This is a genomic window from Actinomycetota bacterium, from assembly GCA_040757835.1.
Taxonomy (GTDB): domain Bacteria; phylum Actinomycetota; class Geothermincolia; order Geothermincolales; family RBG-13-55-18; genus SURF-21.
Map to the genome: position 1 here is coordinate 1 of JBFLWJ010000030.1, position 24,608 is coordinate 24,608.

Below are 24,608 nucleotides of genomic sequence, written 5' to 3' on the forward strand. Positions count from 1 at the left end.
GTCGATACCGATGTACACTCTACTCATGGGACGCCTCCTTTCGGTCGTGCCGGCCCTTTCAACCGGCATGTTTGGTTTGTCACCTAATTGTTCGGAGGCGTCCGTTCTTTATCATTCCAGGTCTTGGGTTTTGGATGCCATTATATGGTAATGATAGCAAACATGCTGCTTAGTGGCTGTAAATATCGTGAGAAATATTCTAGATACCGGAGTATCCAAAATCCAAGACCTGACCCCTAGGATCTAGGCGCCGAACTTGTCGAGTCGCTGGGCATTGGCAAGCATCAGCGCCATGAGGTCGGTGGCCGAGAAGATGCCCAGGCAACCGGCGGTGCAGGCTGTTTCCCCGAAGGTCTCGACCGCGTCCCTGCGTTCACAACGCGAGCGCAGCAGCAGGGGAGAGGGGTGCCAGCTGTGCCCCTTGAGCAGGGCGGGGGTGGAGTGGTCGCCTGTCACCACAAGCACGTCCGGCTCAAGCGCCGTCAGGCGCGGGATCATCCCGTCCACCTCCTCGATGCATGCCACCTTGGCGTCGAAATCCCCGTCCTCGCCTCGGCTGTCGGTGTACTTGTAGTGGACGAAGAAGTAATCGTAGGCGTCCCATGCGCCCTGCAGGGCGTCGATCTGGTCCGAGAACGAGGGGCCGGTCTCCAGTACGTCCATGCCCACCAGGCCGGCCACGGCACGGTACATCGGATAGGTGGCTAAGGCGCCGGCACGTATGGAATAGAGGTCCGTGATCTTCGGTATCTGCGGCAGTTTGGCGAAACCGCGGGTGACGATCATATTGGCCGGGTGCTCGTCAGCCAGCACGTCGGCCGCCCTCTCCAGGTAGGCGTTGATGAGGTCGGCGGTGCGCCCGGCGGCTTCTCCTCCCACAGGCAGGGCCTCGCAGCGCAGCGGCGGGACCCCGGTATGCTGGGGGTCGGTATCGCTCACCAGCTCCGACAGGCCCGCTCCGCGAAAGACCAGGGCCGCGCGGTGTTCCTTCTCGGGACGGATCTCGACTTCCACTCCCTCCAGGCGGATACCGCTCAGCTTCTCGCACAGGCGGGCGTTGGTCTCCGTCGATATCCTGCCGGCGCGGCGGTCAGTGATCAAGCCGCCCTCCACGGTGCAGAAGTTGACCCGCGCGGCCAGGTCGTCGGGTCCCAGCTCTATCTCCACGCCCAGGGCCGAGAGGACTCCCCTGCCCACCTCGAAGCATACGGGGTCGTATCCGAAGAGGGCCATGTGGGCTGGGCCGCTGCCCGGGGTTATCCCGGGGGCGATGGCGTGGATGAGCCCGCAGGCGGATGTGCGGGCCAGGGCATCCAGGTTGGGGGTGCGGGCCGTCTCCAGCTCGGTGAGGCCGGATTCCGGGTGAGGCAGGCCGCCCAAACCATCCATGACCAGCAGCACCATCTTCGAGGATGCATCGGCTGCGAGCCTGGACAGAAACGCCGTATCGCTCAAGGTCGTCCTCCTTGATCCAGTCGAGTCAAAGCCGCCCATGCGCGTATGGTCATCTATTTGAAGGTACCTGCGCGTATCGCCGATGGCAAGCCCCAGACGGGTCATTCAGGGTGCGACCAGCCTCTCCAGGCCGGCAAGGTCCTCTTCCATGCCCAGGGCTACGATGAGGTCCCCTGCCCCGAGGCGGGTCTCCTTGTCGGGATTGGTGTTGAAGGTGGCGCTGTCGGCCTGGCGCACCGCGAGCACGAGGGCACCTGTGCGGGCCTTGATGTCCAGCTCCCCGATGGTCTTGCCGTCCAGGCTCGAACCCCTCTCCACTACCAGCTCCTCCAGGCGGTACTCCAGCGACGGGCCATGGGCGACCAGGTCCAGGTAGTCGTAGACCCCCGGCTTGAGGAGGAAGGCGGCCATGCGGCGCCCGCTGATCTCGTACGGGGAGATAACGCGGTCTGCCCCGGCATAATGAAGCTTCTCTACGGAGTCCGCGCTGACACACCTGGTGACGATGGTTATATCCTTGTTGAGGGTACGCGCGGACAGGGAGGTGAACAGGTTATCAGCGTCGTTTTCCAGGGCGCACACGATCCCTTGGGCGCGCTCCACCCCGGCCATCTGCAGCGTCTCGGTCTCGATGGCGTTCCCCTCAATGCTGAGGTAGCCGTGGTCGACGGCGTCGGCTATCCTCATGGGGTCCTTCTCCACCACCACGAAGTCGGCCCCCGCCTCCCGCATGGCCTCGGCCACCACTTCGCCGACGCGCCCGTAACCGCAGACGATATAGTGGCCTTCCAGCTTCCTTATTCTCAAGTCCATTCTTCTCCTCCCGAAAGTCTCCCTTAAGGCCTCCCCCAAGGTGTACCTGATAAAGCCGGATATGAGGAAAAAGAGGTTGAACACTCCTACGAAGATGATGAATATGGTGAAGTACCTGCCCGCGGTGGTCAGTGGTTCCACCTCCGCGAAGCCCACCGTGAACACGGTGATCACGGTCATGTAGAAGGCCTCGTTGTAGTCCATGCCCTCGATGACCATGTAGCCCACGGGCGCCAGGATCAGGAGGACCAGAAGCAGGATAAGGGATATGACGATACGGCGCTGCACTTCCACCGGATATCTCCCCTTGCTGTTCCATGACGGCGGATAGAGCAGCCGCCGTAGTGGACCAAGACCTTCGCAGGATTCTTAAACACTGTTGGGCCATTGTCCTTGTTGACGGGCCCAAGTGATCCCGGCGCAGTGAAGGGTAGCGGTCAGCAGCAAAGCCCATGGGATCTGTGAACATGTGGGGTCATGTCTTGGGTTTTGGATAGTGAGTACATCCGCGAAGAAATATAATACCTGCTAAGAGGATGGTAATCTGTAATATATTACCTATACATACCGGGGTATCCAAAAAACAAGACCTGACCCCTTAGACTTAGAGGCCTATGAGGAAGGGGTTGGTCTTCTTCTCCCAGCCCACCACCGTGGCGTCCATGTGGCCGGGGAGGATGCGGGTGTCGCTGGGAAGGGTGAAGACCTTCTCCTTTACCGATTGCAGCAGGGTGTCCATGGATCCCCCCGGGAAGTCGGTGCGTCCGATGGAGCCCCGGAAGACCAGGTCACCGGCGAAGAGCACGCCGTCGGTTAGGAAGCAGACGCTCCCCCCTGAATGCCCCGGGGTATGGAAGACCGTGAACTTCATCCCCGCCAACTCCAGCTCCTGGCCGTCCTCAAGGGGGAGGAACTCGGTGGGGAGTTCCAGCTTGTCCAGGCCCATCATGTTCAGGAGCATGGGGGGAATGTACTCGAGCAGTTGTGCGTCCTCCGCGTGCATATACGAGGGGGCCCCGGTGGCCTCGGCGACCTCGAAAAGGCTCAGGAGATGATCGGGGTGGCCGTGGGTCAGCAGGATGGCCTTGAGGGTGATGCCGTTCTGCTCGAGGTGGTCGAGTATCTGTGAGGACGCGGCCCCCGCATCCACGAGTACCGCTTCCTTTGTCTTCTCGTTGACCGCGAGATATGTATTGCTGCCGAATCCGTAATCCGTAAAGGCCACGATCTCCAAGTTAAACACCTCTCTCCGCTTGTCGCTTCTGGGGTGAATTATAATGCAACGCACACCGGCGGCAAAATGAAACATATCAGCGCGGCTAATGCTCGCGCCTGTGGATACCGATTATTCAGCTAACGGAGAGAGGAAACGCCGATGGCCCACGAAAAAACCATGACCACAGTTCTCTATATCGACGACAGTGCCGTGGAGCGCGAAATCGTCCGCCACCTCCTGGAGGCGGACGGCTGTGAGGTGGTGGCAACCGGCAGCCCCCAGGCGGGGGTCGAGGTGGCCCGGAGGATGATTCCCGACCTCGTGCTCCTCGATCTGCACATGCCCGGCATGGACGGCTGGGCGGTGGCGCGGCGCCTGCACGCCTTGCCGGAATTGCAGGCGGTGCCCATCATCGCCCTGAGCTCCACCGTAAGCGAGGAGGAGAGGGCGGAGGTATACACGGTCTTTGACGGGTTCGTAAAGAAACCCGTCGACGTGGACGCGTTCCCCCGGGAAGTGCGCGGGTATATCGCCAGGGGCAGGGAGGATGCCGCGGAACAAGCTCCCGTCCGTGTGGCAGGGGTGGCGGACGCGGTGGAACCACCCGATGGCGCGGGCGATGCATTACAGACGCTGGAGAGGATACGGTCCACCCTCTCCCATGACCTGCGCTCTCCCCTCACGGTGATGATCTCCTACGCCAGCACGGTAGGGAAGGGCAAGGCGGGCAACCTCAGTGAGCGCCAGAAGGAGATGCTCGACCTCGTGGTCGAGCAGGGTTTCAAGATGGACGCCGATATCGTTGAACTGGCGCGTATCGCCCGAGAGACCCTGGACCGTTACGGTTACAAGCCCTAGATCGAAAGGCCAACCTCGTAGCCCTCCTGGACGGCCTCGATGGCCTTGCGGGCCTGCTTGGCGTCTCCCACCAGGTAGACCTCCATCCCCCGTTCCTTAAGTCTGTCGTATAGCTCTCCCGCGGGACAGGAACCGGCGGCGATGATCACCGTGTCGGCGGGGATCACTTCCTCCACACCGCCCACCTCGATCACCACGCGTCCCGCTTCGATGCGCTTGGCCACGGCGTTGCGGCGCACCTCGATACCCAGATGGCGCATGTCCTGCAGGATGGTCCAGCGGGTGGAAACGCCCACGTCGCGGCAGACCTTCTCCAGCATCTCCACCACGGTGACCTTCTTGGTGCCGCGGCTGCACAGCTCCTTCAGGGTCTCCGTATCCTCGCCGTTGTTCATGAAGAGGTAGAAGAGAGTGTCAGCGGAGATGGTGCCGATGCTGGCCACGTACATTGCCGTCTCCGAACCCACGGCGCCGCCGCCTATGATGACGATGTTCTCTCCCTCGGGGTCTTCCTTGCCTTCCAGTATATCCCAGGCCATGACCACGTTGGAGCCATCGATGCCCGGGATGGGCGGCACCGACTGGCGTGCCCCCGTGGCCACCACCACTGCGTCGAAGCCCTCGCTGATCAGCAGCTCCGGCGTGGCCTCCGTCTCCAGGAACAGCTCCACCCCGGCGTCGTCCAGCTGCACGTCCAGGTCCTCCACGGCGGTCCAGAACTCCTCGCGGCCGGGGGGGATGGCAGCCAGGTTTAGCTGCCCGCCCAGCACGTCGCTGCGCTCGAAGAGGGCCACCGCGTGTCCGCGCTCCGCCGCGGTGATGGCGGCCTTCATGCCGGCGGGACCGCCGCCGACGACTGCCACACGCTTGACCTTCGCGGGTGCCTCGGTCTTGTATTCCAGCTCGCGGCCGGCCCGGGGATTGAGGGTGCAGGTAACGGGCTGCAGGTAGAAGACGTGGTCGAAGCAGCCCTGGTTGCAGCCGATGCAATGGGTGATGGTCTCGTATCGCCCCTCGTAAGCCTTCTCGGCTAGGTACGGGTCGGCGATGAGGGCGCGGGCCATGGTCACCAGGTCCGCCAGGCCCATGCGCAGTATCTCGTCGGCCACGAAGACGTCGTTGATGCGGTTGGAGGCGATGACCGGCACTCCCACCTGCGACTTCACCCCGGCCGCGAGGTAAACCAGGCCGGCACGCGGCACCGACATGGGTAGTTGCGGCACCCGGGTCTCGTGCCATCCTCCGGTGACGTTTATCACATCCACGCCGTGTTTCTCCAGCTCCGCGGCGAAGAGAGCCCACTCACGGTTAGTGTTGCCCCCCTCCATGTAGTCGTGGCCGTCGATGCGGAAGCTGAGGGGGAAGTCCGGTCCCACCGCACCACGGATGGCGTCGGCCACCTCCAGCCCGAAGCGCATGCGGTTCTCCAGGGTGCCTCCGTACTCGTCCGTGCGCAGGTTTACGGTGGGGGAGAGGAATTGCGGGATGAGGTAGCCGGTGCATGCCAGAACCTCCACCAGGTCGTAACCCGCCTCCTTGACACGGCGCGCCGCCGCGGCGTAATCATGCTTGGTCTGCTCGATGTCGTCCGCGGTCATCTCCCTGGGCTCCTCCCCTCCGGTAAAGCGTGAAGGCACCGCCGAGGGGGCCAGCGCCCGCCTACCCCCCATGGCGATGGAATGGGAGTAGCGGCCGGCGTGGTAGAGCTGGCAGGCAGCCGCCGCGCCATGCCTCTTGATGGTGTCCGCGAGGATGGCGTGGCCCTCCACGGCCGAGTCGTCGCGCATGTTCAGGAGCCAGTCGGCGCCGGAGATATCGTTGATGGTGCAGCCGCCGACGATGATCATGCCGGTGCCGCCACGCGCCCTCTCCTCGTAGAAGGCGCAGATGCGGTCGTTCACCATGCCGTCCGGGGTATAGTTCAAGTGCATGGCGGTCATAACGATGCGGTTGCGCAGTTCGAGCTGGCCGATCTTCTGTGGTGTGAGCAGTCTCTTCAACAAGTACCTCATCCCCTCTCCACTATCGCGTCCGGTCTTATATCGGGGCGGGCGATGGCCGTCAAGAACAGGCTGTTTCGTCTCCTCAAGGGCCGGCGCGCGACATGTGCCGGAACGCGCTCCGCGTCCCCGGGAGCGCCCCTCCGGCCTCTCCCGCCTGCGGTTTTATGCTGCGGACAGTGTGATATAGTATAGCAGAAAATCCGCCCTGGGCATTGAACGTAAGTCGAGGTGAAGGCCATGTTCGACGTGTTTTCAGGCAGGGTCGCGGACAAACTGGAGCTGGCCGCGAAGGAGGGGCCCGGCAGTAAGGTCATGGACCTACAGGAGGCCGTCGCCGCCTTCATCAGGCCGGGGATGCATTTCCATGTCGCCCACGCCTACATGCGCCCCAACGCCGCCGTCTACGAGATCTGCCGCCGGTTCTGGGGTTCGGATCCCGGCTTCACCATCTCCGCCCTGGGCTTCATCGCCAACATGGTCCTCTTCGTCTATGGAGGCCTCACCCACAGGATCATCACCTCCTTCGCCGGGGATTCCTACCCCTTCCCGGGGCCCAACCGCATCTACCAGGACGCCATACGGGAGGGGAGGCTCCAGGTAGAGAACTGGACCGTGCTCACCCTGCCCCAGCGCCTGCTGGCGGGGGCCCTGGGGGTGGAGTGGATGCCCACGCATTCCATCGTCGGCAGCTCGATGCAGGAGGAAAACGCGAGGGATTTCTGCGTCGTGGATGTACCCGACGGCGGTCGGGTGGGCATGGTGCGGGCCCTGCGCCCCGACCTCACCCTTGTCCACGCCTGGGCCGCCGACACCGCCGGCAACTTGCTGCTCGTGCCCCCGTACGCGGAGAGCGTGCACGCCGCCTTCGCCGCCAGGGAGGGGGTCCTGGCCACGGTGGAGAGGATCGTGGACACGGGATTTCTGCGCCGGTATCCCCATTTCGTGAGGATCCCGGGTTACCTGGTGAGAGCGGTATGCCCGGCTCCCATGGGCGTACACCCTTCCGGCGCTTCCAACCACGGCATCGACGAGTTCGACCCCTACGCCGAGGACGAGGAGTTCATGCTGGCGCTGCGCGAGGCGTGCAAGAACGAAGAGACCATGGACGCCTGGGTGCGGGAATGGCTCACCGGTGTCGCGGACCATGACGAGTACATGCGCAAGGTCGGCTTCGAGAAGATCTGGTTCCTGAAGGGGCGTTCCGCCGCGGATTCCTGGGTGTCTGAAATGGCCACCCGGGCGCCCGCCCTGCGCAAGGACCTGGAATACGATGACACGGAGATGATGGTCATCGAGGCGGCGCGATTGCTCAAGCTGCGCATCCAGGCCGGCGGTTACCGCACCATCCTCGCCGGCATAGGGGCCTCCAACCTGGCGGCCTGGAAAGCATGGTATGACCTGAGGCGGGACGACCACAGCGTCGACCTAATGGCCGAAGTGGGCTTCTTCGGCTATACCCCGCGCCCAGCCGACCCCTTCATCTTCAACTTCCGCAATATGCACACCTGCACCATGCTCACTGACGTCTTCACCGTGCTGGGGTCCATGGTGGGCGCGGAGAGCAACCTCGCCATCGGCGTGCTGGGCGCCGGGCAGGTGGACAGGCTCGGCAACATCAACTCCACCAAGATCCCGGAACTGGACCTGTTTCTGGTGGGCTCGGGCGGAGCCTGCGACGTGGCCCTGGGCGCGCGGGAGATGCTGCTCACGGTGCCGCAGGACCGTATGCGCACGCCGGAGGCGGTGTCCTATGTGACCGCTCCGGGGAAGAGGGTCCGTACCCTGGTGACCACCATGGGAGTGTTCGAGAAACCACCGGGTGAGGACGATTTCGTGCTCACGGCCTATTTCCCGCTCGTGGGCTCAGATGGTAGGGAGGCGGCCGAGAAGATAGGTTCCCGGTGTGGGTGGGAGCTGCGAACGGCCAGGGAGCTGCGCCGGGTAGAGCCTCCAGAGCAGGACGACCTCTACGACATCAGGATATTCGATCCAAGAAGGTACTTCCTGGGTTGAGGGGTCAGGTCTTGTTTTTTGGATTTGGATGCCTCCCGTTCTTGCTGCTCAAGGGCTATAAGTCAGGCATCGGGTACCACGGTATCCAAGATCCAAGACCTGACCCCTTAGACGTTAGCCTCCGCCGATGGGCGTGAGGTTGAGATTGATGCTGGAGATCAACTCCGCCACCGTCGTTTTCTCTATGTCGATCGAATTGTTCTTCACATAGCAGGTGATCAGGTAAAGAAGGAACTCCATCTCCGGTGTTTCCATACGCCCCCTCCTTTCAATGACGCGGCTATCTCCGTTCAAGCACCATTCCTGTTACGGACCGGGACGGCGTCCCCGCCGCGCGGCCGTTACTAATTTCATCGTTCCCCGAAACGGCATCCTTAACACCTTATTGAGGTAGTGGTCGGGGAGGGGTCCAGCCGCCGGAAAGCCCTGTCCGGTCGCTCAATCCGTGCCGGAGCCAATGGCCAGGCGAAAGATGCGGGCCGCCAGGTCCAGGATCTCGTCCCCAGCTTCGACCCCGTCGCGCCAACGCGCGGGAATGGCGTCGAGGCCGTTGTAGGCGCCGCTGATGGCGCCGGCGATCGCCCCGGTGGTGTCGGCGTCAAGGCCGCCCCCCACCGCGCGCGAGACCGTCTCCTCAAAATCCTCAGGGGTGCGCAGGAAACTGAAGAAGGCGCTGGCTACGGTCTCTACCACGTAACCGCCGGTCCCCAGCCGCGCCAGGGCTTCGTCTATCTCCATACCGGCGTCCAGAAAACGCGCGGCCATGGATAGGCGGTCTGCGACCGCCCCCGGTCCGACGAAAGCGACCGTGTCGGGGACGAGCTCCCCCGGGGTCAGGTCGCCCCGTGCTCCCCGCGCCACGGCATAGGCGACGGCGAGGGCGCCGGCCACGGCCTCGGGGTTGTCGTGGGTCATGACCGCGGCGATGCGGCAGTCCTCGCGTAGCCTGTCGAGGTCGCCGCAGTCGAGGATGGCGACGGGCGCGATGCGCATAGCGGCGCCGTTCCCCGCCGCCATCTCTCCCTTCATCCCGCTCTGCAGCGGGGAGACCCCGTCTGCCAGCCGCTGGATGGACTCGTAGGTGGCCCCGCCGATGCCCCGCCAGTCACGGGACTCCAGCCAGGCTATGAACTCTCGGGCGGTGTCCTCCGGATCGAACCGGCCGCAGTTGGTTATGCTGCGGGCGTGACAGAGCATCATCTTGGTATCGTCGGTCCACTGCCCCGCCTTCAACAGCCGCCATGGGGCGTCCAGGAAATCCCGCACCCTCCCCAGCTGTCCCCTGATGTAGGAAGCGCGCGCGCCCTCCACCGGCATGCCAAGGGCGTCTCCGACGGCCAGGCCCAACAGCGCGCCCTGGAATCTCACCAGCCGCGGACCGCCCTCCTCTCCCATCTTCTTCACCCTCTCCTCTCTCGCCGATATATCGATTATAGGTTAATATATTCAGGTGTTTTATGACATGACGACCCGCAAGAGGGAAGAATGCTTGATCCGCTTGAGCTCGGGACCACTTTCGGGGAGGGTTTGACGCCGGGTAAACGGCAGGTCCGCCTCTTCGACCTTCGGGGAGAGCATTACGAGATGGGCTTTCAACAAGGCCTGCAGGCCCGGGAGGCCATCCACCACCTCTTCGACAACCTGGACCAGGTAGAGGCGTTCCAACTGGAAAAGCCCGCCCTCGTCCCCTTCAAGGTCTTCATGGGCATGACCACGCGCCGGGCGGTGGGGGAGATGTGGGGAGATATCTCCGAACACTGCCCCAACCAGAGGACCCGCATGGAGGGCATCGCCAAGGGCGCGGACATCGACGGGTCCTTGCTCTACCTGGCCCTGGCGGGGGAACTCATCCTGGCGCGGACCAACTATCGCCTGGGCGCGTGCACCGCCGCCGCCGTGGAGGAGGGCCGGAGCGCCCTGGGCGAGCCCATGGTCATCAAGAACTTCGATTACCCGCCGTTCTTCCAGCCCCATTACATCACCCGCCTCTCCCAGCCGGCGGACACCGCCTCCACCCTGGACGTGACCGTAGCCCCCCTGGCCGGGTGCCATGACGGCATCAACGAGCACGGCCTGTGCATCAGCTATAACTACGGCTATGGCACCGATATGCCCAACGTAAACGTCCCCATATCCCTGCTGGTCCAGGAGGCGCTGGAGAAATGCGCCAGCACAAGGGAGGCCATCGAGTTCCTGGGAGCTGGAAAGCGGTCCGGCGGGGCCATCCTGCTGGTGGCGGACGCCTCGGGAGACATCTCGACCATCGAGATGTCCTCCAACTTCAGCGGCGTGCGGCAACCCCAGGAAGGCATCATCATCAACACCAACCACTACAAGTGCCGCGAGATGGTCTCATACGACATCCCGCGCAACGCCTATTACACCAGCAAGAACGCGAAAGCGCTGCGGGGGGTGCGGGTGCACGAGTCGAGCGAACTCCGCTATGGCCGCGCCGAGCAGCTCTTCGCCGAGCTGGAGACCGTGGGCATGCGGGACCTCCTGCGCGTCTTCTGCGACCACGGTGAGAGCGGCCGCGGCGACGATAATACCATCTGCCGCCACGGGCCGTATTTCTCCACCACGTGCTCCATCATCATGCTGCCGCGCAGCCGGCGGCTGCTGGTCACCTACGGCCACCCCTGCGATTCCGTCTTCAGCGATTTCCTCGATCCCTTCCGGCGGGAAGAGGGAGAAGCGGTGCCGGACGGGGTGGATCCGGAAAACGGTCCAGACGCCAGGTCCGGCGGCGTCTAGGTCTCGGGCGCGCCTCCGTCCTTGCCCGGGGCCGCCGCGAATCCCGCGGCATCCAGCTCATCCGCCGTGAGGAAATCACTGACCACGGTATTGAAGAGTCCCGGGCGCTCGTACATCGGGCAATGGCCGCAGGAAGTGAGAACGGCCAGGTAGGGGCGGGGGAGGAGGTCGCGCTGGCGCAGGGCCTCCCTGGTGTTGACATTGCGGTCTTTGTCCCCGAAGACGACGAGGGTCGGCCTGTTGATCGACTGCAGGTCCCCGGTGAGGTTCATGTGGCGCACCAGCCGGGTGGAGCGGCTCAAGGCGTGCCGGGTCGCCATGGCGTTGGCCTTGAGGTTGGCGTGCAGGAAGTCCAGGTCCAGGTATTCGGGTTCGTAGATGTTGCGGCAGAACATCCATTTCAGCATATTCTCGCCGCGCAGGCGGTACGTGGCCGAGACGAAGAAAGAGGCCCCGGGCATGAGCGCCCACGGCCCCAGGCTGACGGTGCGCGTTGGGGTGGACACCAGCACCAGCCTGTTCACGTGTTGTGAAAAGAGGGTTGCGTAACGGATGGCGATGCACCCCCCCATGGAATGGCCGACGAGATGGAAAGAGGGCAGGCGCAACGCCTGGCGAAATCCGTCCAGCAGAGAGGCCATGCCGTCCAGGGTGTACGGGAAACCGCCCTCCTCGGACTGCCCGTATCCCGGCAGGTCGAGCGCAATGGCGCGCAGGCGGGGTGACAGCGCCTTCAGGTTGAGGAGCCACTGCTTGCGCGAGCTGTTCCAGCCGTGCAGCAGCACCACCGGCGCTCCCTTTCCCCGCTCCTCGTAGGCGATCTCCGCGCCCTCCACGGTCACCACGGGCATCTTATGCCTCCCTTCCGTCCTCCACATGATAATGCATGGAGGTATCGCCCGGCGCATCCCTCTGGCCTTCTCCGGATCGCCGGTCCCTCATGAGGCAGCAGCGGGACCGGCGTATTCGAGCATGTCTGGCTTCAAGAGCAGGACCATGCCCCAGAAGAGGCAGACCAGGGCTCCGATGGACATGGCACGGGACATACCCGCCAGGTCAGCGGCGAGGCCGAGCAGCGCCCCTCCCAGCGGAAACGCTCCTACCAGCATGAAGACGTAGAGGCTCATGACCCTGCCGCGGAAGGCCGGATCCGTCTTCAGCTGCAGGGTTGTGTTGATGGAGGTCATGGTGACCAGGAAGGAGAGTCCCGCGCAAAAGACGAGGACGAGGCTCAGCCAGAATGTGGTCGACCAGCTGAAGAAGAGCAGGCTCATGGAGATGCCCGCGAGGCCTCCCCTGACGAGGGTGACCTCGCTGAAGCGGCGGTGCAGCCGGGTGACCAGGGGAGAGCCGCAGACGGCGCCCAGGCCGGAGGCCGCGAAGAGGGCGGATACCCCGAGATTGCCCATCCCCAGGATGTCCTTGCCGAACACGGGAACGAAGACGATATATGGCAGTCCGAAGGCATTGATGGTGCCGAAGGTGAAGAGGAGATTGCGGATAAGGCGCCGCCGGTAGGCATAGGATATCCCCCCGGTCATGGCCCGGAAGGAGAAGGCCGAGGCGCCACGCGTACCCGCTGTCCGGGGGAGGGAGATGGCCAGCAGGGCGAAGATGAAGGGGAAGAAGCTGATGCTGTTGACGAGAAAGCAGGCGGAGTAGGAGGCCGCAGCGATGACCGCACCCGCCAGCATGGGCCCCAGGAAACGCGCCAGGTTCCAGGAAGCAGCATTGAGGGAGACGGCGTTGAGAAGGTCCTCGCGCGGCACCAGCTCCGGCACGATGGCCAGCCAGGCCGGGAAGTTGAAGGCGATCCCCACTCCCATCAGGAAGACAGACATGGATATGCCCGTGATGCCGCCGATTCCGAACTGCACCAAGGCGGCGAGGGCCAGCGCCCCTGCCCCCATCACCGCCTGGGATAGGATGAGGACACGCTTGCGGTTGCCGCTGTCCGCCAGGGAGCCCGCGGGCAGGAAGAGCAGGATGGTGGGGGCGTAGCTGAAGAAGTTGATCAGGCCCAGCCAACCGGGTGAGCGATAGAGGTCGTGCACGTAAAGGCCCAGGGCCACGTTGTGTATCCAGGTGCCTATATTGGAGACGAAAGCCCATATCCACAACAGGCGGAAGTCGCGATGGGTGAGGGAAGGGAGATAACCCCTGACGATGCCCTTGCTCAACTGCTGCTCCCTCCAACACACCAGGCAGAATCAGCGGGGTTTTTCCTCGTGGACCGGCCTGGTCCCTGGCCGTCGCATGTCGCTGATGGCCGTTTCGGTCTGACTATGCATGTAAATTATCAGAAAAGTTCTGCGGGCGCACATGGAAGCAGCAGAGAGGGGGCTACAGGAGGATCCGGGCCTGATCTGACAGGCCTGATCTGCCCGCCCGTTGCGTCAATAGAAAATCTACTTGAAAGCCTATTCGGTTGACAATCACCGACCACACGATTAATATCGTCTTACGATATCGTATAACGATATATTAGGAAGATGTATAGAGATCTCTTTCTTGGCTTCATTAAAGTGCATATCCTGTATCACGCCTCGCACGAGGAAGTAAGCGGGGTCTGGCTGTCGCGGGAGCTTGCGCGGCATGGGTACGGGATAAGTCCCGGAACGCTCTACCCGACCCTGCGTAAGCTGGAGAAAGACGGGCTACTCGTGAGTGAGAGCCGGGTCGAAAACGGCCGCAGGCGCATCTGCTACACCACGACGCCCAGGGGCAGGGAGGCGCTCGAGAAGGCGAGGAAGCAGGCCCTGGAACTGGTCGACGAGATAATGGAGGACAGGTAGGGTATGGGGGGAGATGGCAGTTGCGGCACGGACAGGGGCGGCCCCTTCGGGCTTTCCCGCAACGTGTTCGTCCTGGGTATGGTCAGCTTCTTCAACGACCTCTCCAGCGAGATGGTCTATCCGCTCTTCCCCACTTTCATCACCGAGTTCCTGGGGGCGGGGGCGTGGTTCCTGGGGCTGGTTGAGGGGGTGGCCGATTCCATCGCCAGCCTGCTCAACCTCTTCTCGGGCTGGTTCTCGGACCATATCCGGCGAAGAAAGACCCTGGTGGTGGGGGGATATACCTTCTCGGGGGCGTCCCGCGGATGCCTGGCCCTGGTGAACGCGCCCTGGCAGGCCGCCGTGGCATGGTTCTGCAACCGGGTGGGGAAAGGCGTACGCACGGCCCCCCGCGATGCGCTTATCGCGGATTCCTGCGATCCCGCCGGGAGGGGACGGGCTTACGGGTATCACCGCTCCATGGACCACACCGGCGCGCTCTTCGGCGCGGCGGCGGCATCCATACTCATCAGCGCCTTCTCCCTCACCTACCGGCCCCTCTTCGCCATCGCCTTCATCCCCATCGCCATCGGGATCATCCTGCTCCTGGTGGGGGTCAGGGAGAGGCCCCTGCCGCCATGCGAAGGCGGGGCTTCGGCGGAGCGTATCAGCCTGTCCCTGCGGCCCTTCGACCGACGCTTCAAGTGGCTGCTGCTGGCGGTGTTCATCTTCACCATGGGCAACTCCAGCGACGCCTTCCTGCTGCTGCGCGCGCGCCAGGGCGGGGGGTTTTCCCTCGCCCTGCTACCGGCCCTGTGGGGGGTGCTGCACGTGGTCAAGGCGGCGGTATCCATCCAGGGCGGCACCCTATCCGACCGCCTGGGCCGCAAGAAGGTGATCCTGGGCGGGTGGGCCATCTACGTCCTGGCCTATGCGGGCTTCGCGTTCATGACCGGTTACACCGCCATCTGGCTGCTCTTCGTGGTCTACGGCTTCTACTATGCGTGCGAGTCGGTGCTGAAGGCCTTCGTGGCCGACCTGGTGCCGGCGAATCTGCGGGGCCGGGCCTTCGGGATATACAACTTCACCATCAGCGTCACCGTGCTGCCTGCCAGCCTGCTCATGGGCCTGCTCTGGGACACGGCCGGGCCGGCTTACGCCTTTCTGGTCGGTGCCGCCCTGGCCCTGGCCGCCATGGTGGTCCTCGCGGTGGCGGTCAGGGAGGGCTGAGGGACCACCGGGACTTTTAAGGTTTTTCCGCTATAAGGCGATAATCTAGCAGGAAAAGTGTCGCGCGGCCTCGGCGGTGTGGCACAGGAGATCGGGGCTCATTGCCTGGTCGAGGGGAGTGCGGATGATGAGCGGTGAACCTCCGCGGCAGGGCGGCCCGGAGGGCGGACCGGAGCTGGCGGCGCAGTCCATGTCTATCCTCAGCTCGCTGCATGCCGCCATGGTAAACTTCCACCTCTATCCACCCACCTCCGATATCGTGGAGGAATCGGTGCGGAGGGCGCGGGAGGACCTGGAACAGGCCCTGGCCGCGTGGGGCAGCGTGACCTTCTGCGAGCTGGAGGGGAAGCTGCTCATCAACGATCTATCGTTGGACGAGAGAGACCAGGCGCGCCCGAACACCGCCGCTTTCCTCAAGGACCTTGCCATGTGGGAGGTCCGCAGCATCACCTTCGACCGCGGGCTTACCGATGAGGAGCTGCGCCAGTTCATGGAGATCTTCAGCCGCAAGCGTGCCGAACGCACCCTGGAGGGCAGTCTCGGCACCCTGCTCGAGGAGCGCGATATCAGGAACATCAAGGTGGACGAGAAGATATACGTCTCCCTGAGCAAGGGAGAGGGCATCGCCACTGCTTCGGCAGGCCCGGGGGGCGAGGCCATGGACCTGTTGCGGGACGAGGTCTTCGTGCGCTACCTTCTGGGCGCATCGCCTGCCAGGGACGTGTCGCGGGAAGAGGTATCGGAGCTGATGTCCGACCCCGAGCGCATCAACGCCGCTTTCACCTCGGTGATACGCGGATTTGAGAGCTCCGGGGGGGCGGTGGGCCCGGAGAAAGCGGCCGTCATCCGGGATACGATGGACCGCATGTACCAGATGGTGGAACACCTCGCCGACGGCGACCTCAAGAACGCCCTTGGCGAGCAGATGGTGGTCATCCTCTCGGCCCTCGAGCCCGAGACCCTGGTTGAGGTACTGGCGGAAAAGGCGCCGCTGGCGGTCAGGGATGCGCAGGTGCGCAGGGAGATCATATCCTCGGTGGAGGGAGAGAACGTGCTCGCCCTTACCGACCAGATAATAGAGAAGTACAAGCGCCTCCTGGCGAGCCGCGATGGCATGGACCCGCAGGATTACGAGGACATTTCCAGCGTGCTCAACGAGATCGTGGCCGACCTCTACGCCGAGGGCGACCCCGCCTACCACGCGGAGATAACGAGGCGCCTGCGCGAGACTGGCTTGCTGGCCGAGCTGACCGCGAGCCACCCCCAGGCGGGGAGGGAGATACGGGCGTACTCCGTGGTGACGGAGGTCCGCGCCTCCGGGTCCCTGCGCGCGCTGGAGGGGCTGGACGAGGATGAGGTCATCGCGGTGGCCGGCAAACTGCTGGATATGGGGGAGGGGGCGGTGACCAGCCGGATCGTCGACGTGTCCTCCCGCAATCTCGTAAGCGAGAGGCCCGATTTCCGGCTGCGTGCATGCTCCTTCCTGAAACGCCTGCACCTCGATTTCAAGGAACGGGGGCACCGTGAGGAGATACTGGACAGGATGAGCGAACTGTCCTCCCTCCTGGCGGCGGAGTACAACCCGGAGGTGAAAGCGGGCCTCCTGGACCTGCTCGGGTGCATCGCCGGCGATTTCTTCGCGGAGGGCAGGGTTGCCGATTTCTCGCGCGCCTGCGAAGCCCTGGTGGACTGCGCGGAAGCGAGCGGGGACGAGAGGGTGAGGCGGGCGGCGGCCGCGGCGCTGGCCTCCCTGAACCCCTGGGACGTGGGCAGGCCGCTGATCGAGTACTTCTATGGCGAGGACGACGATCTGCGACGGCTGGCCGCCAGGGTGCTGCCGTATATGGAGGTCTCCCTCACCGCCGCCGAGATCGCGGAGCGTGTGAGGGGAGAGGACGAGATCAAGATCACCCCCGAACTGGCGGCGGCGTGCTCCGCCATCGGGGAGCCGGTGTTCGGCGAGCTCAAGGAGATCCTGGAGAGCAACGCGCGGGAGGAGGTCTACCTGCGGGCCCTGAGCCTGCTCGAAGCCATGGGCGGAAACTCCGCACTGGCCTTGGTAAGGTCCGTGGAGGGCAACCCGATCCCCGCGGTGAGGGCCCAGGCGGTGCGCTCCATGGCCAGGATGTCGCCCGGCGATCCCAGCCTGCTCACGCATTTCATGCGGGCATTGAGCGATGAAGATGTCGAGGTGAGGCGCGAGGCGGTGAGGGGGCTTGGGACCATCGACGACCCCCGCTCGGTGGACACCTTCCTGGCCATCCTGCAGGGGAAGGCCCCGAGCGGCGGCGAGGAGCACCCCCGGGTGGAGGAGGCCGCCTGCCTGGCCCTGGCCAGGCTGGGCCCCGAGAGGGCCGTCGCCCCCCTCTCCGACATCCTGCGTAAAAAGGTCTTTTCGCTGCGCCGCCGCGATGCCCACCCCCGCACCAAGGCGGCGGCATGCTACGCCCTGGGCGAGATAGGCGGGCCGGAAGTGGTGGAACTCATCCGCGGCTACCTCGACGACCCCGACCCCGTACTGCGCAACGAGGCCCGCAAGGCCGTCGCCGCCCTCCGCAAGAAAGGCTACACCGACTGACAGTTTAGGGGGTCAGGTCTTGGATCTAGGATACTCCGGTATCTTTAAGGTTTTTGACGATATTTAGCGCCATTGAGCAGCATGTTTGCCAGTATTACCATATAATGGTATCTAAAATCCAAGACCTGACCCCTTATAATAGGCGGTAGAAGGATGGGAGCTTATCGGTACCGGAAGGAGTGGTGAACTTGTCCGAGGTATTTTTCGCGAACACGCGTTGTAAACCCCACCGCGGCATGGTGCAGAAGCTTGGGGAGCTGGCGGAAAAGGTCGGCCTCTCAGAGGTGGTTAAGCGCAGGGACATGGTCGCCATCAAGACCCACTTCGGCGAGGCAGGGGGCACGGCCTTCGTCCCAGTGATGTACCTGCGGCGCCTGGTGGAGGTGGTGAAGGAAGCCGGTGGCAAGCCCTTCGTCACCGATGCGGGAACGCTTTACGTAGGCAGCAGGTCAAACGCCATCAACCACCTCCTGAGTGCTGCGGGCCACGGTTTCACGCAGGAGACGTTGGGGGCCCCCATCATCATCGCCGACGGACTCAAGGGACACGATTTCGTGGAGATCGAGGTCGATGGCGAGATGTTCTCCCGGGTGAAGATAGCCTCGGCGGCGGTCCATGCCGATGCCCTGGTTGTGGTGTCCCACATGACCGGCCACGAGCTCACCGGATTCGGTTGCGCCATCAAGAACGTGGGCATGGGGCTGGGCAGCCGGGGCGGCAAGCAGCAGATGCATTCTGACCTCAAGCCCGAGGTCAACGCGGAGAGGTGCACCGCTTGCGCCAAGTGTTTACGCTGGTGTCCCGCCGGTGCCATCTCGCTCAAGGGCAAGGGTAAGGAGAAGAAGGCCTCAATAGACCATGATCTGTGCATAGGCTGCGGCGAGTGCACGGTGATGTGTTTCGAGGGGGCCATCGCCATGCGTTTAAACACCGCGCTGGACGTGGCCCAGCGCAAGATCGTCGATTATACGATGGGCGTGCTGAAGGATAAGGAGGGGAAGTGCGCGTTCTTCAACTTCCTGCTGCGCATCACCCCCGCCTGCGACTGCTGGGACTTCAGCGACGCCCCCGTGGTGGAGGACATCGGCATCCTCGCCAGCCGGGACATCGTGGCTGTCGAACAGGCGAGCCTGGACCTCATGAACGAAAGAGCGGGCAGGGACGTCATCGGCGGGATATATGACGCCATGGACTGGACCGAGCAGCTGGAGTACGCCGCGAAGATGGGGCTGGGCAGCCGGGACTACGAACTCGTCTCCATAGACGAGGGGTAAGCTTACCAGCTGGTCCAGCCGCCGTCCACGATAAGCGACGATCCGGTCATGTACGAGGCCCCGTCCGAGGCCATGAAGACGGCCGCGGGGGCCATCTCCTCCGGCTCGGCCACCCTTCCCATGGGGATATGCGAGAGGATGCGCTCGCCCTCCCGGGGGCTTTGCAGCAGCTCGTCGGTCATGTCCGTGGTCGCGAAACCGGGGCAGAGGGCGTTGACCCTAATATTGAAGGGCGCCAGTTCCACGGCCATGGTCTTGGTGAGCTGCACCACCGCGCCCTTGCTGGCGGAATAAGGGCCGCATTTGTACAGCGCCACGTGCCCCGCAGCGGAAGCGACGTTGATGATGCATCCCTTGCCCTGTTCCTTCATGACCGGGACGACGAACTTGGAGCAGAGGAAGACCCCCTTGACGTTGACGTCCATGACCATGTCGTAGTCATCCTCGTCGACCTGCTCCACGCGGCAGTACATGGGGTTGAGGCCCGCGTTGTTGACCAGGATGTCGATGCGCCCGAAAGCCTCCATCACCGCATCCACCATGGCCTTGACGTCGTCGGCCTTGCTCACGTCCACCCGCATTCCCAGGGAACGTCGACCCAGCTCCTCGATGTCCGCGGCGGTGGCGCGGAACTGTTCCTCGGTGCGCGAGAACACCGCCACATCCGCCCCGGCACGCGCCAGCGCCAGGGCGATGGCCTTGCCAATACCGCGGCCCGCCCCGCTGACCACGGCCACCCTGCCAGTGAGATCGAACATGTTCCCCCCCTTTTTTTACCTCGCGTTCATTCCAATCGCAGCATCCTCTTGAGCCACGCTTTGAACCTCCTGTCTACCGCCAGGAGGGACTTGCTCGGCCTGCCCTTGAAGGTCATGCCCAGAACGCGCTCCTCGCACCTCGCGATGAGCACCGTCAGGGGCAATAACGCCATACGCATCCTGTATCCCCCCTCGGAGATCAGTTTATATTCCCTTCTCACCGCGTACAATTCCCGGTACCGGAGGCGGTGGTCGAAGCTCTTGCCGCCCGTGCGGTAGCAGGCCAGGGGTCTGGCGACGTGGTGGAAGGTGGCCCCGGCCCGGCGCAGCCTGAGCATGAGCTCGTAGTCTGAGGCCAGGCGCAGGTCGGTGCGGAAGACCTCTCCGTCCAGGCCCGCCCTTTTCATGAAGCAGGTGGGGTGGTTGAGGGTCATGTCCCGGCGCAACCCCGCCAGGGAGCCCGCGATGGTCTCCATATAGCGGCCATCCCGATAAAAGACCAGCAGGTCGCCGAAGAAGACGTCCACGTCCGGATGCTCCAGCGAGGCCTTCACTACCTCCTCCACCGACGTCGGCAGGTACCAGTCGTCGCTGTTGATCATGCCGATCAACTCCCCCCGGCAGAGGGCGAGCCCCTTGTTCATGGCGTCGTAGATACCCTCGTCCGGCTCGCTTATCCAGCGGGAGATGCCGCCCTCGTTCCTTCTCAGGATGTCCAGGGTGGCGTCCTCGGAGCCCCCGTCCACGACGATGTATTCGATGTTGTCGTAAGTCTGGCCCCTTACGCTCGCGATGGTCTGCTCAAGGTGCTCTTCGCTGTTGAGGCAGACGGTGACTATGCTTACCAGCGGTCGGGCCGTGCCGTGGGACATCTCAACGCCCCGCCGTCCCGCCGCGGCCGTCGGCCAGGTACCAGGAGACAGTCCTGGCGAGGCCCTCTCTTAGTGCGGTCTTCGCCCTGAACCCGAACTCCCGCTCTGCCCTTTGCACGTCCAACATGCGGCGCGGCTGGCCGTCCGGCTTGGTGGTGTCCCAGACGATCCTTCCCTCGAACCCGGTCAACTCCGCTATGAGCGCCGCCAGCTCCCGGATGGTGATCTCGAACCCGGCCCCGATGTTAACCGGCTCGCTCTTCTCGTACGCCTCGGTGGCCAGCGCCACGGCCTCGGCACAGTCGTCCACGTAGAGGAACTCCCGAGAGGCCTCGCCCGATCCCCAAACCACCACTTCGTCGCGGCCGAGCTCCCTGGCCTCCACGAACCTCCTGATCAGCGCGGGTATGACGTGCGACGTCGCGGGGTCGAAGTTGTCGCCGGGGCCGTAGAGGTTCACCGGCATCAGGAATATGGCGTTGAAACCGTACTGCTGGCGGTAGGCCTGCGCCTGCACCAGCAGCATCTTCTTGGCCAGGCCGTAGGGGGCGTTGGTCTCCTCGGGGTAACCGTTCCACAGGTCCTCTTCCCGGAAAGGGACGGGTGTGTGTTTGGGGTAGCTGCAGATGGTGCCCATGGCCACGAACTTCTCGATGCCCCTTCTGCGGCCCACCTCCATCATCTGCACCCCCATCATGAGGTTTTCGTAGAAGAAGGGGCCGGGGTTGTCGCGGTTGGCGCCTATCCCGCCCACCCGGGCCGCCAGGTGGATGACGATCTCGGGGTCCGCCGCCTCATACGCACGCTCCACGTCCTCCATCCTCACCAGGTCGAAGTCCTCGGCGCGGGGCACGAATAAACGCGAGCAGCCTCTCTGCCGGAGCCTCTCCAGAAGGGACCTGCCGAGGAATCCCGCCCCGCCACTGACCATGATCCGCTTGTCTCTCAGCTCGGTCATGTTTAAACCCCCTACACGATCATCTATTGATTATAGACGGGAGCACGCGCCATCACACGCGCGGAGGCGGTGTTCCGGGAGCACTTAAAGGCATGCCTTTCTCGCGGTCGAGGTTGTCCTCCTTCCTTGATTTAGCGGCGTGCCTGTTATAATTTTAGATTAGGCTAATATGAAGGTTAATATGACCCAAAGAAAGGGAAGAAAATGCTCACCGAGAAGATGGAGGAATACCTGGAGGCCCTGTTCAAGCTGGGCTGCGAGGAAGGCACCCTCACGCCCACGCGCCTGTCGGAGTACCTGGGGGTGACCCCCCCCACGGTGCTGGACATGTTGCGCCGCATGGAAGCAGAGGGCTTCGTCCGCTACGCAGGTACCGGCAAGCCGGGCAAGGGCAAAGGGGAAGGGCGCGCCAGGCGAGCCATCAGCCTCACCCCCAAGGGGCAGAGGGCGGCGAAGACTCTGGTACGGCGCCACCGCCTCTCGGAGCGATTCCTCACCGACGTGCTGGGGCTGGACTGGGAGTCCGCGCACCGCGAGGCCTGCAGGCTGGAGCACGTCCTCTCGCCCGAAGTGGAGGAGAAGCTGGCCGAGATACTGGGCAACCCCGAGACCTGCCCACACGGTTACCCCATCCCCGACGAGAACGGCCGCATCAGGGACGACGAGAAGGTGAAGCCGCTCTGTGACTTCAGCGCCGACGAGAAGGGGTGCATCGCGAGGGTAGAGGAGGAAGAGCCCCAACTGCTGCAGTACCTGGCCTCGCTTGGCCTGCTGCCGGACGTGGATATCGAGGTGAAGGAGGTGGCCCCCTTCGGCGGGCCGCTACTGGTGAAGATAGGCGATACCCAGTATGCCCTGGGGCGTGAGGTAGCCTCTAAGATATACACCAGGAAAGGTCCGGGCCGGGGCAGGCACGGGCAGAGGCGCATGGGAGACGGCCGCAAGAGATGAAGTACGAGCCCCTGGAGCAGCTGGATAAGGTCCGTGCCAGGTCCGAGTATATATTCGCACTGGCCGGCAATCCCAACGTGGGCAAGTCCACCATCTTCAACCGCATCACCGGCATGGGTGTGATGACCGCGAACTATCCCGGCATGACCGTCGAGCTAAACCTGGGCACCACCGAGATGGACGGCCTCAGCATCGGTATCGTGGACCTTCCCGGCACCTACGCCCTCGGGGCCGTTTCGGAGGACCAGCTGGCCGCCCGGCGAGGCGTGCTGCAAGGACGCCCCGACGTGGTCATCGTCATCCTCGACGCCAGCAACCTGGCGCGCAACCTCTACCTGCTGCTGCAGTTCCTCGACCTGGGAGTCTCGGTGGTGGCGGCCCTCAACCTGGTGGACCAGGCCGAAAAGGCGGGGCTGCATGTGGATATAGACCTGCTGGCCGAGTTCCTCGGAGTCCCCGTCGTTCCCACCGTGGGGCTCAGGGGGGACGGCCTGGACGAGCTCATGCACCAGGCCCTGGACCTCGCCCGGCGACGGGAGGAGTACCTGATCATACCCTTCTCGTACGCGGCGGATATAGAATCGCGCGTGCGCAAGCTGGCGCGGCGCATTGAGCGCAAGCTCGGCGAGAACACCTTCGGCATCTCGTGGCGCGCGCTGGCCATCCTGTTGCTCGAGGAAGACGAGGAGTTCATGCAGGCCCTGGAGGAGGAGGGCGAGGCCGGTGCCGAGCTGGTCGCCTATTCCTCCCAGATCGCGGAGGAGATCGAGAGGGAGCACGGAGAGAAGGCCGCGCTGATCATCGCCCGCGAGCGCCACGGCATCGCGGGCAGCATCGCTTCCAGCGTGCAGGAACGCAGGGAATACGGCCGGCCACGTCTCAGCGAGAGGATGTGGGAGTATACCACTTCCTTCAAGACGGGCATCCCCATCCTGGTGGTGGTGATGGGGCTGTTTTTCCTGGCCATCTTCTGGGGCGGTGGCGCCCTGGCCGACCTCTTCTCGCGGTTCTGGGAAAGCGTCATCGGGGGGCCGATCGGCCGAGGTATCGAGTCCATGCTCGGGGAAGGCGTCTTCGCGCAGTCCCTGGGTTGGGCTGTGGACGGCGTGGGGGCGGTGCTGGAGATCGCCCTGCCGTACCTGGTGGTCTTCTACCTCATCCTCGGCTTCATGGAGGACAGCGGTTATCTCAATTCCGTGGCCTTCCTCTCCGACCGCTCCATGCACCGCCTGGGCCTGCACGGCAGGGCGATCATCCCCCTCATCTCCGCCGTAGGATGCAACGTGCCCGCGGTCATGGGAACCAGGGTGCTCTCGACGCGGAGGGAGCGGGTGATCGCCTGTGTGCTCATCGTCCTGGTGCCCTGCAGCGCCAGGGTGGCGGTGATCATGGGAGGGGTGTCCCGCTACGTGGGGTGGGAGTACGCCCTGCTCCTCTACGCCGTTCTCTTCGTGATGGTCATCGCTGCCGGCCTCTTCCTGAACAGGATCATGCCGGGCGAATCCACCGGCCTGGTCATGGAGATGTTTCCCTTCCGCAGTCCGTCCCTGCTCAACGTGCTCAAGAAGACGTGGCTGCGCCTGAAGGACTTCCTGTATATCGCCGCCCCCCTTATCGTGGTGGGGAGCTTCCTGCTAGGACTGCTCTACGAGAGTGGCTGGATAATGAAGCTGACCGAGCCCCTGGAGCCCCTGGCGGAGTGGTGGCTGGGCATCCCCGCCGTGGCCCTGCTCGCGCTCGTCTTCGCCTTCCTGCGCAAGGAACTGGCACTGGCCCTGCTGCTGGTGCTGGCGGCTCAGGCCATCCCCGGGGTGACCGAGAGCTCGAGTCTGCTGGATTTTATGAGTGGGGGACAGATCTTCACCTTCGCCCTGGTGTGCGCCGTATACATACCGTGCGTCGCCACATTCGCCGTGCTGTGGAGGGAAGTGGGCGGGCGGGACACCTTGGCCATCACCGGCTCCACAGTGGTCCTGGCCTTGCTCCTCGGCGGCGCCTGCCACCTCATCCTCGTCCTCCTCTGATGGGGTCAGCCCCTGACATGTGGCATTTTCTTAACGGCGTAATCTTTTCAGGTCTTTCTTTGCTGAAAATGTCACAT

The 24,608-nt window shown here is 63.8% G+C and carries 20 protein-coding genes; 9 read left to right on the top strand and 11 right to left on the bottom strand.

Features of this window, described 5'->3' with window-relative positions:
- Positions 1-243: 243 nt before the first annotated feature.
- The 3 genes from AB1384_15345 to AB1384_15355 form a co-directional block, all read right to left on the bottom strand.
- A complete protein-coding gene (locus AB1384_15345; protein ID MEW6555643.1) occupies positions 244-1,455 on the bottom strand; it encodes a 2,3-bisphosphoglycerate-independent phosphoglycerate mutase in 1,212 nt (403 codons plus the stop codon).
- Between the two features lie 105 nt (positions 1,456-1,560).
- Entirely contained in the window at positions 1,561-2,562 is a 1,002-nt protein-coding gene (locus tag AB1384_15350) for an NAD-binding protein (GenBank protein MEW6555644.1), read from the bottom strand.
- 310 nt (positions 2,563-2,872) lie between these two features.
- Complete coding sequence (locus AB1384_15355) at positions 2,873-3,511, bottom strand: MBL fold metallo-hydrolase (GenBank protein ID MEW6555645.1); 639 nt, start codon at positions 3,509-3,511, stop codon at positions 2,873-2,875.
- A 132-nt stretch (positions 3,512-3,643) separates the two neighbouring features.
- Here AB1384_15355 and AB1384_15360 point away from each other — a divergent pair, with 132 nt between their 5' ends.
- Complete coding sequence (locus AB1384_15360; GenBank protein MEW6555646.1) at positions 3,644-4,342, top strand: response regulator; 699 nt, start codon at positions 3,644-3,646, stop codon at positions 4,340-4,342.
- Here the strand turns inward: AB1384_15360 and AB1384_15365 are convergent.
- On the bottom strand, positions 4,339-6,354 hold the full coding sequence (locus tag AB1384_15365) for an FAD-dependent oxidoreductase (protein ID MEW6555647.1): 2,016 nt from the start codon (positions 6,352-6,354) through the stop codon (positions 4,339-4,341). The two genes, AB1384_15360 and AB1384_15365, sit on opposite strands and share 4 nt — an antisense overlap.
- Positions 6,355-6,582: 228 nt before the next feature.
- Here AB1384_15365 and AB1384_15370 point away from each other — a divergent pair, with 228 nt between their 5' ends.
- Entirely contained in the window at positions 6,583-8,358 is a 1,776-nt protein-coding gene (locus AB1384_15370) for a CoA-transferase (GenBank protein ID MEW6555648.1), read from the top strand.
- 114 nt (positions 8,359-8,472) lie between these two features.
- Here the strand turns inward: AB1384_15370 and AB1384_15375 are convergent, their stop codons facing one another.
- Both AB1384_15375 and AB1384_15380 read right to left on the bottom strand, forming a co-directional pair.
- A complete protein-coding gene (locus AB1384_15375) occupies positions 8,473-8,613 on the bottom strand; it encodes a hypothetical protein (protein ID MEW6555649.1) in 141 nt (46 codons plus the stop codon).
- Positions 8,614-8,796: 183 nt separating this feature from the next.
- Complete coding sequence (locus tag AB1384_15380) at positions 8,797-9,753, bottom strand: ADP-ribosylglycohydrolase family protein (GenBank protein MEW6555650.1); 957 nt, start codon at positions 9,751-9,753, stop codon at positions 8,797-8,799.
- 90 nt (positions 9,754-9,843) lie between these two features.
- Between AB1384_15380 and AB1384_15385 the strand changes: the two genes are divergently transcribed.
- Positions 9,844-11,112 carry a C45 family peptidase gene (locus AB1384_15385; protein ID MEW6555651.1) on the top strand — a complete coding sequence of 423 codons (1,269 nt, stop codon included), beginning with the start codon at positions 9,844-9,846 and terminating at the stop codon, positions 11,110-11,112.
- Here the strand turns inward: AB1384_15385 and AB1384_15390 are convergent.
- Both AB1384_15390 and AB1384_15395 read right to left on the bottom strand, forming a co-directional pair.
- A complete protein-coding gene (locus AB1384_15390) occupies positions 11,109-11,963 on the bottom strand; it encodes an alpha/beta hydrolase (protein ID MEW6555652.1) in 855 nt (284 codons plus the stop codon). The genes AB1384_15385 and AB1384_15390 overlap by 4 nt on opposite strands.
- Positions 11,964-12,050: 87 nt before the next feature.
- Positions 12,051-13,292, bottom strand: a complete 1,242-nt coding sequence (locus tag AB1384_15395; GenBank protein MEW6555653.1) for an MFS transporter — start codon at positions 13,290-13,292, stop codon at positions 12,051-12,053.
- 312 nt (positions 13,293-13,604) lie between these two features.
- On the opposite strand from AB1384_15395, the gene AB1384_15400 reads away from it, so the two are divergent.
- From AB1384_15400 to AB1384_15415, 4 genes are all read left to right on the top strand, one after another.
- Positions 13,605-13,907, top strand: a complete 303-nt coding sequence (locus AB1384_15400; GenBank protein MEW6555654.1) for a PadR family transcriptional regulator — start codon at positions 13,605-13,607, stop codon at positions 13,905-13,907.
- Between the two features lie 3 nt (positions 13,908-13,910).
- Positions 13,911-15,116 (top strand): MFS transporter, encoded by a 1,206-nt coding sequence (locus tag AB1384_15405; GenBank protein MEW6555655.1) that lies wholly within the window; start codon positions 13,911-13,913, stop codon positions 15,114-15,116.
- A gap of 127 nt (positions 15,117-15,243) precedes the next feature.
- The gene (locus tag AB1384_15410; GenBank protein MEW6555656.1) at positions 15,244-17,694 is read left to right on the top strand and encodes a HEAT repeat domain-containing protein; all 2,451 of its coding nucleotides are present in this window, start codon (positions 15,244-15,246) and stop codon (positions 17,692-17,694) included.
- Positions 17,695-17,882: 188 nt separating this feature from the next.
- Positions 17,883-18,968 (top strand): DUF362 domain-containing protein, encoded by a 1,086-nt coding sequence (locus AB1384_15415; GenBank protein ID MEW6555657.1) that lies wholly within the window; start codon positions 17,883-17,885, stop codon positions 18,966-18,968.
- Between the two features lie 2 nt (positions 18,969-18,970).
- On the opposite strand, the gene AB1384_15420 is transcribed toward AB1384_15415, so the two are convergent.
- Genes AB1384_15420 through AB1384_15430 form a run of 3 tightly spaced genes read right to left on the bottom strand, consistent with a single transcriptional unit; the run spans position 18,971 to position 21,556 of the window.
- The gene (locus AB1384_15420) at positions 18,971-19,726 is read right to left on the bottom strand and encodes an SDR family oxidoreductase (GenBank protein ID MEW6555658.1); all 756 of its coding nucleotides are present in this window, start codon (positions 19,724-19,726) and stop codon (positions 18,971-18,973) included.
- A 26-nt stretch (positions 19,727-19,752) separates the two neighbouring features.
- Entirely contained in the window at positions 19,753-20,598 is an 846-nt protein-coding gene (locus AB1384_15425) for a glycosyltransferase family 2 protein (GenBank protein MEW6555659.1), read from the bottom strand.
- A 1-nt stretch (position 20,599) separates the two neighbouring features.
- Positions 20,600-21,556: a GDP-L-fucose synthase gene (locus tag AB1384_15430; protein MEW6555660.1), complete on the bottom strand. Its 957-nt coding sequence runs from the start codon at positions 21,554-21,556 to the stop codon at positions 20,600-20,602.
- A 204-nt stretch (positions 21,557-21,760) separates the two neighbouring features.
- Between AB1384_15430 and AB1384_15435 the strand changes: the two genes are divergently transcribed.
- The gene (locus tag AB1384_15435; GenBank protein ID MEW6555661.1) at positions 21,761-22,507 is read left to right on the top strand and encodes a metal-dependent transcriptional regulator; all 747 of its coding nucleotides are present in this window, start codon (positions 21,761-21,763) and stop codon (positions 22,505-22,507) included.
- On the top strand, positions 22,504-24,531 hold the full coding sequence (feoB, locus tag AB1384_15440) for a ferrous iron transport protein B (GenBank protein MEW6555662.1): 2,028 nt from the start codon (positions 22,504-22,506) through the stop codon (positions 24,529-24,531). Before AB1384_15435 ends, feoB begins: the two co-directional genes overlap by 4 nt.
- The last annotated feature ends 77 nt before the right edge of the window (positions 24,532-24,608 follow it).

Coding starts and splice junctions, on each gene's coding strand:
- AB1384_15385 (MEW6555651.1), top strand. CDS start 9,844: ATGCTTGATCCGCTTGAGCTCGGGACCACTTTCGGGGAGGGTTTGACG.
- AB1384_15370 (MEW6555648.1), top strand. CDS start 6,583: ATGTTCGACGTGTTTTCAGGCAGGGTCGCGGACAAACTGGAGCTGGCC.
- AB1384_15435 (MEW6555661.1), top strand. CDS start 21,761: ATGCTCACCGAGAAGATGGAGGAATACCTGGAGGCCCTGTTCAAGCTG.
- feoB (MEW6555662.1), top strand. CDS start 22,504: ATGAAGTACGAGCCCCTGGAGCAGCTGGATAAGGTCCGTGCCAGGTCC.
- AB1384_15360 (MEW6555646.1), top strand. CDS start 3,644: ATGGCCCACGAAAAAACCATGACCACAGTTCTCTATATCGACGACAGT.
- AB1384_15405 (MEW6555655.1), top strand. CDS start 13,911: ATGGGGGGAGATGGCAGTTGCGGCACGGACAGGGGCGGCCCCTTCGGG.
- AB1384_15380 (MEW6555650.1), bottom strand. CDS start 9,753: ATGGGAGAGGAGGGCGGTCCGCGGCTGGTGAGATTCCAGGGCGCGCTG.
- AB1384_15425 (MEW6555659.1), bottom strand. CDS start 20,598: ATGTCCCACGGCACGGCCCGACCGCTGGTAAGCATAGTCACCGTCTGC.
- AB1384_15420 (MEW6555658.1), bottom strand. CDS start 19,726: ATGTTCGATCTCACTGGCAGGGTGGCCGTGGTCAGCGGGGCGGGCCGC.
- AB1384_15365 (MEW6555647.1), bottom strand. CDS start 6,354: ATGAGGTACTTGTTGAAGAGACTGCTCACACCACAGAAGATCGGCCAG.
- AB1384_15430 (MEW6555660.1), bottom strand. CDS start 21,556: ATGACCGAGCTGAGAGACAAGCGGATCATGGTCAGTGGCGGGGCGGGA.
- AB1384_15375 (MEW6555649.1), bottom strand. CDS start 8,613: ATGGAAACACCGGAGATGGAGTTCCTTCTTTACCTGATCACCTGCTAT.
- AB1384_15410 (MEW6555656.1), top strand. CDS start 15,244: ATGAGCGGTGAACCTCCGCGGCAGGGCGGCCCGGAGGGCGGACCGGAG.
- AB1384_15400 (MEW6555654.1), top strand. CDS start 13,605: ATGTATAGAGATCTCTTTCTTGGCTTCATTAAAGTGCATATCCTGTAT.
- AB1384_15390 (MEW6555652.1), bottom strand. CDS start 11,963: ATGCCCGTGGTGACCGTGGAGGGCGCGGAGATCGCCTACGAGGAGCGG.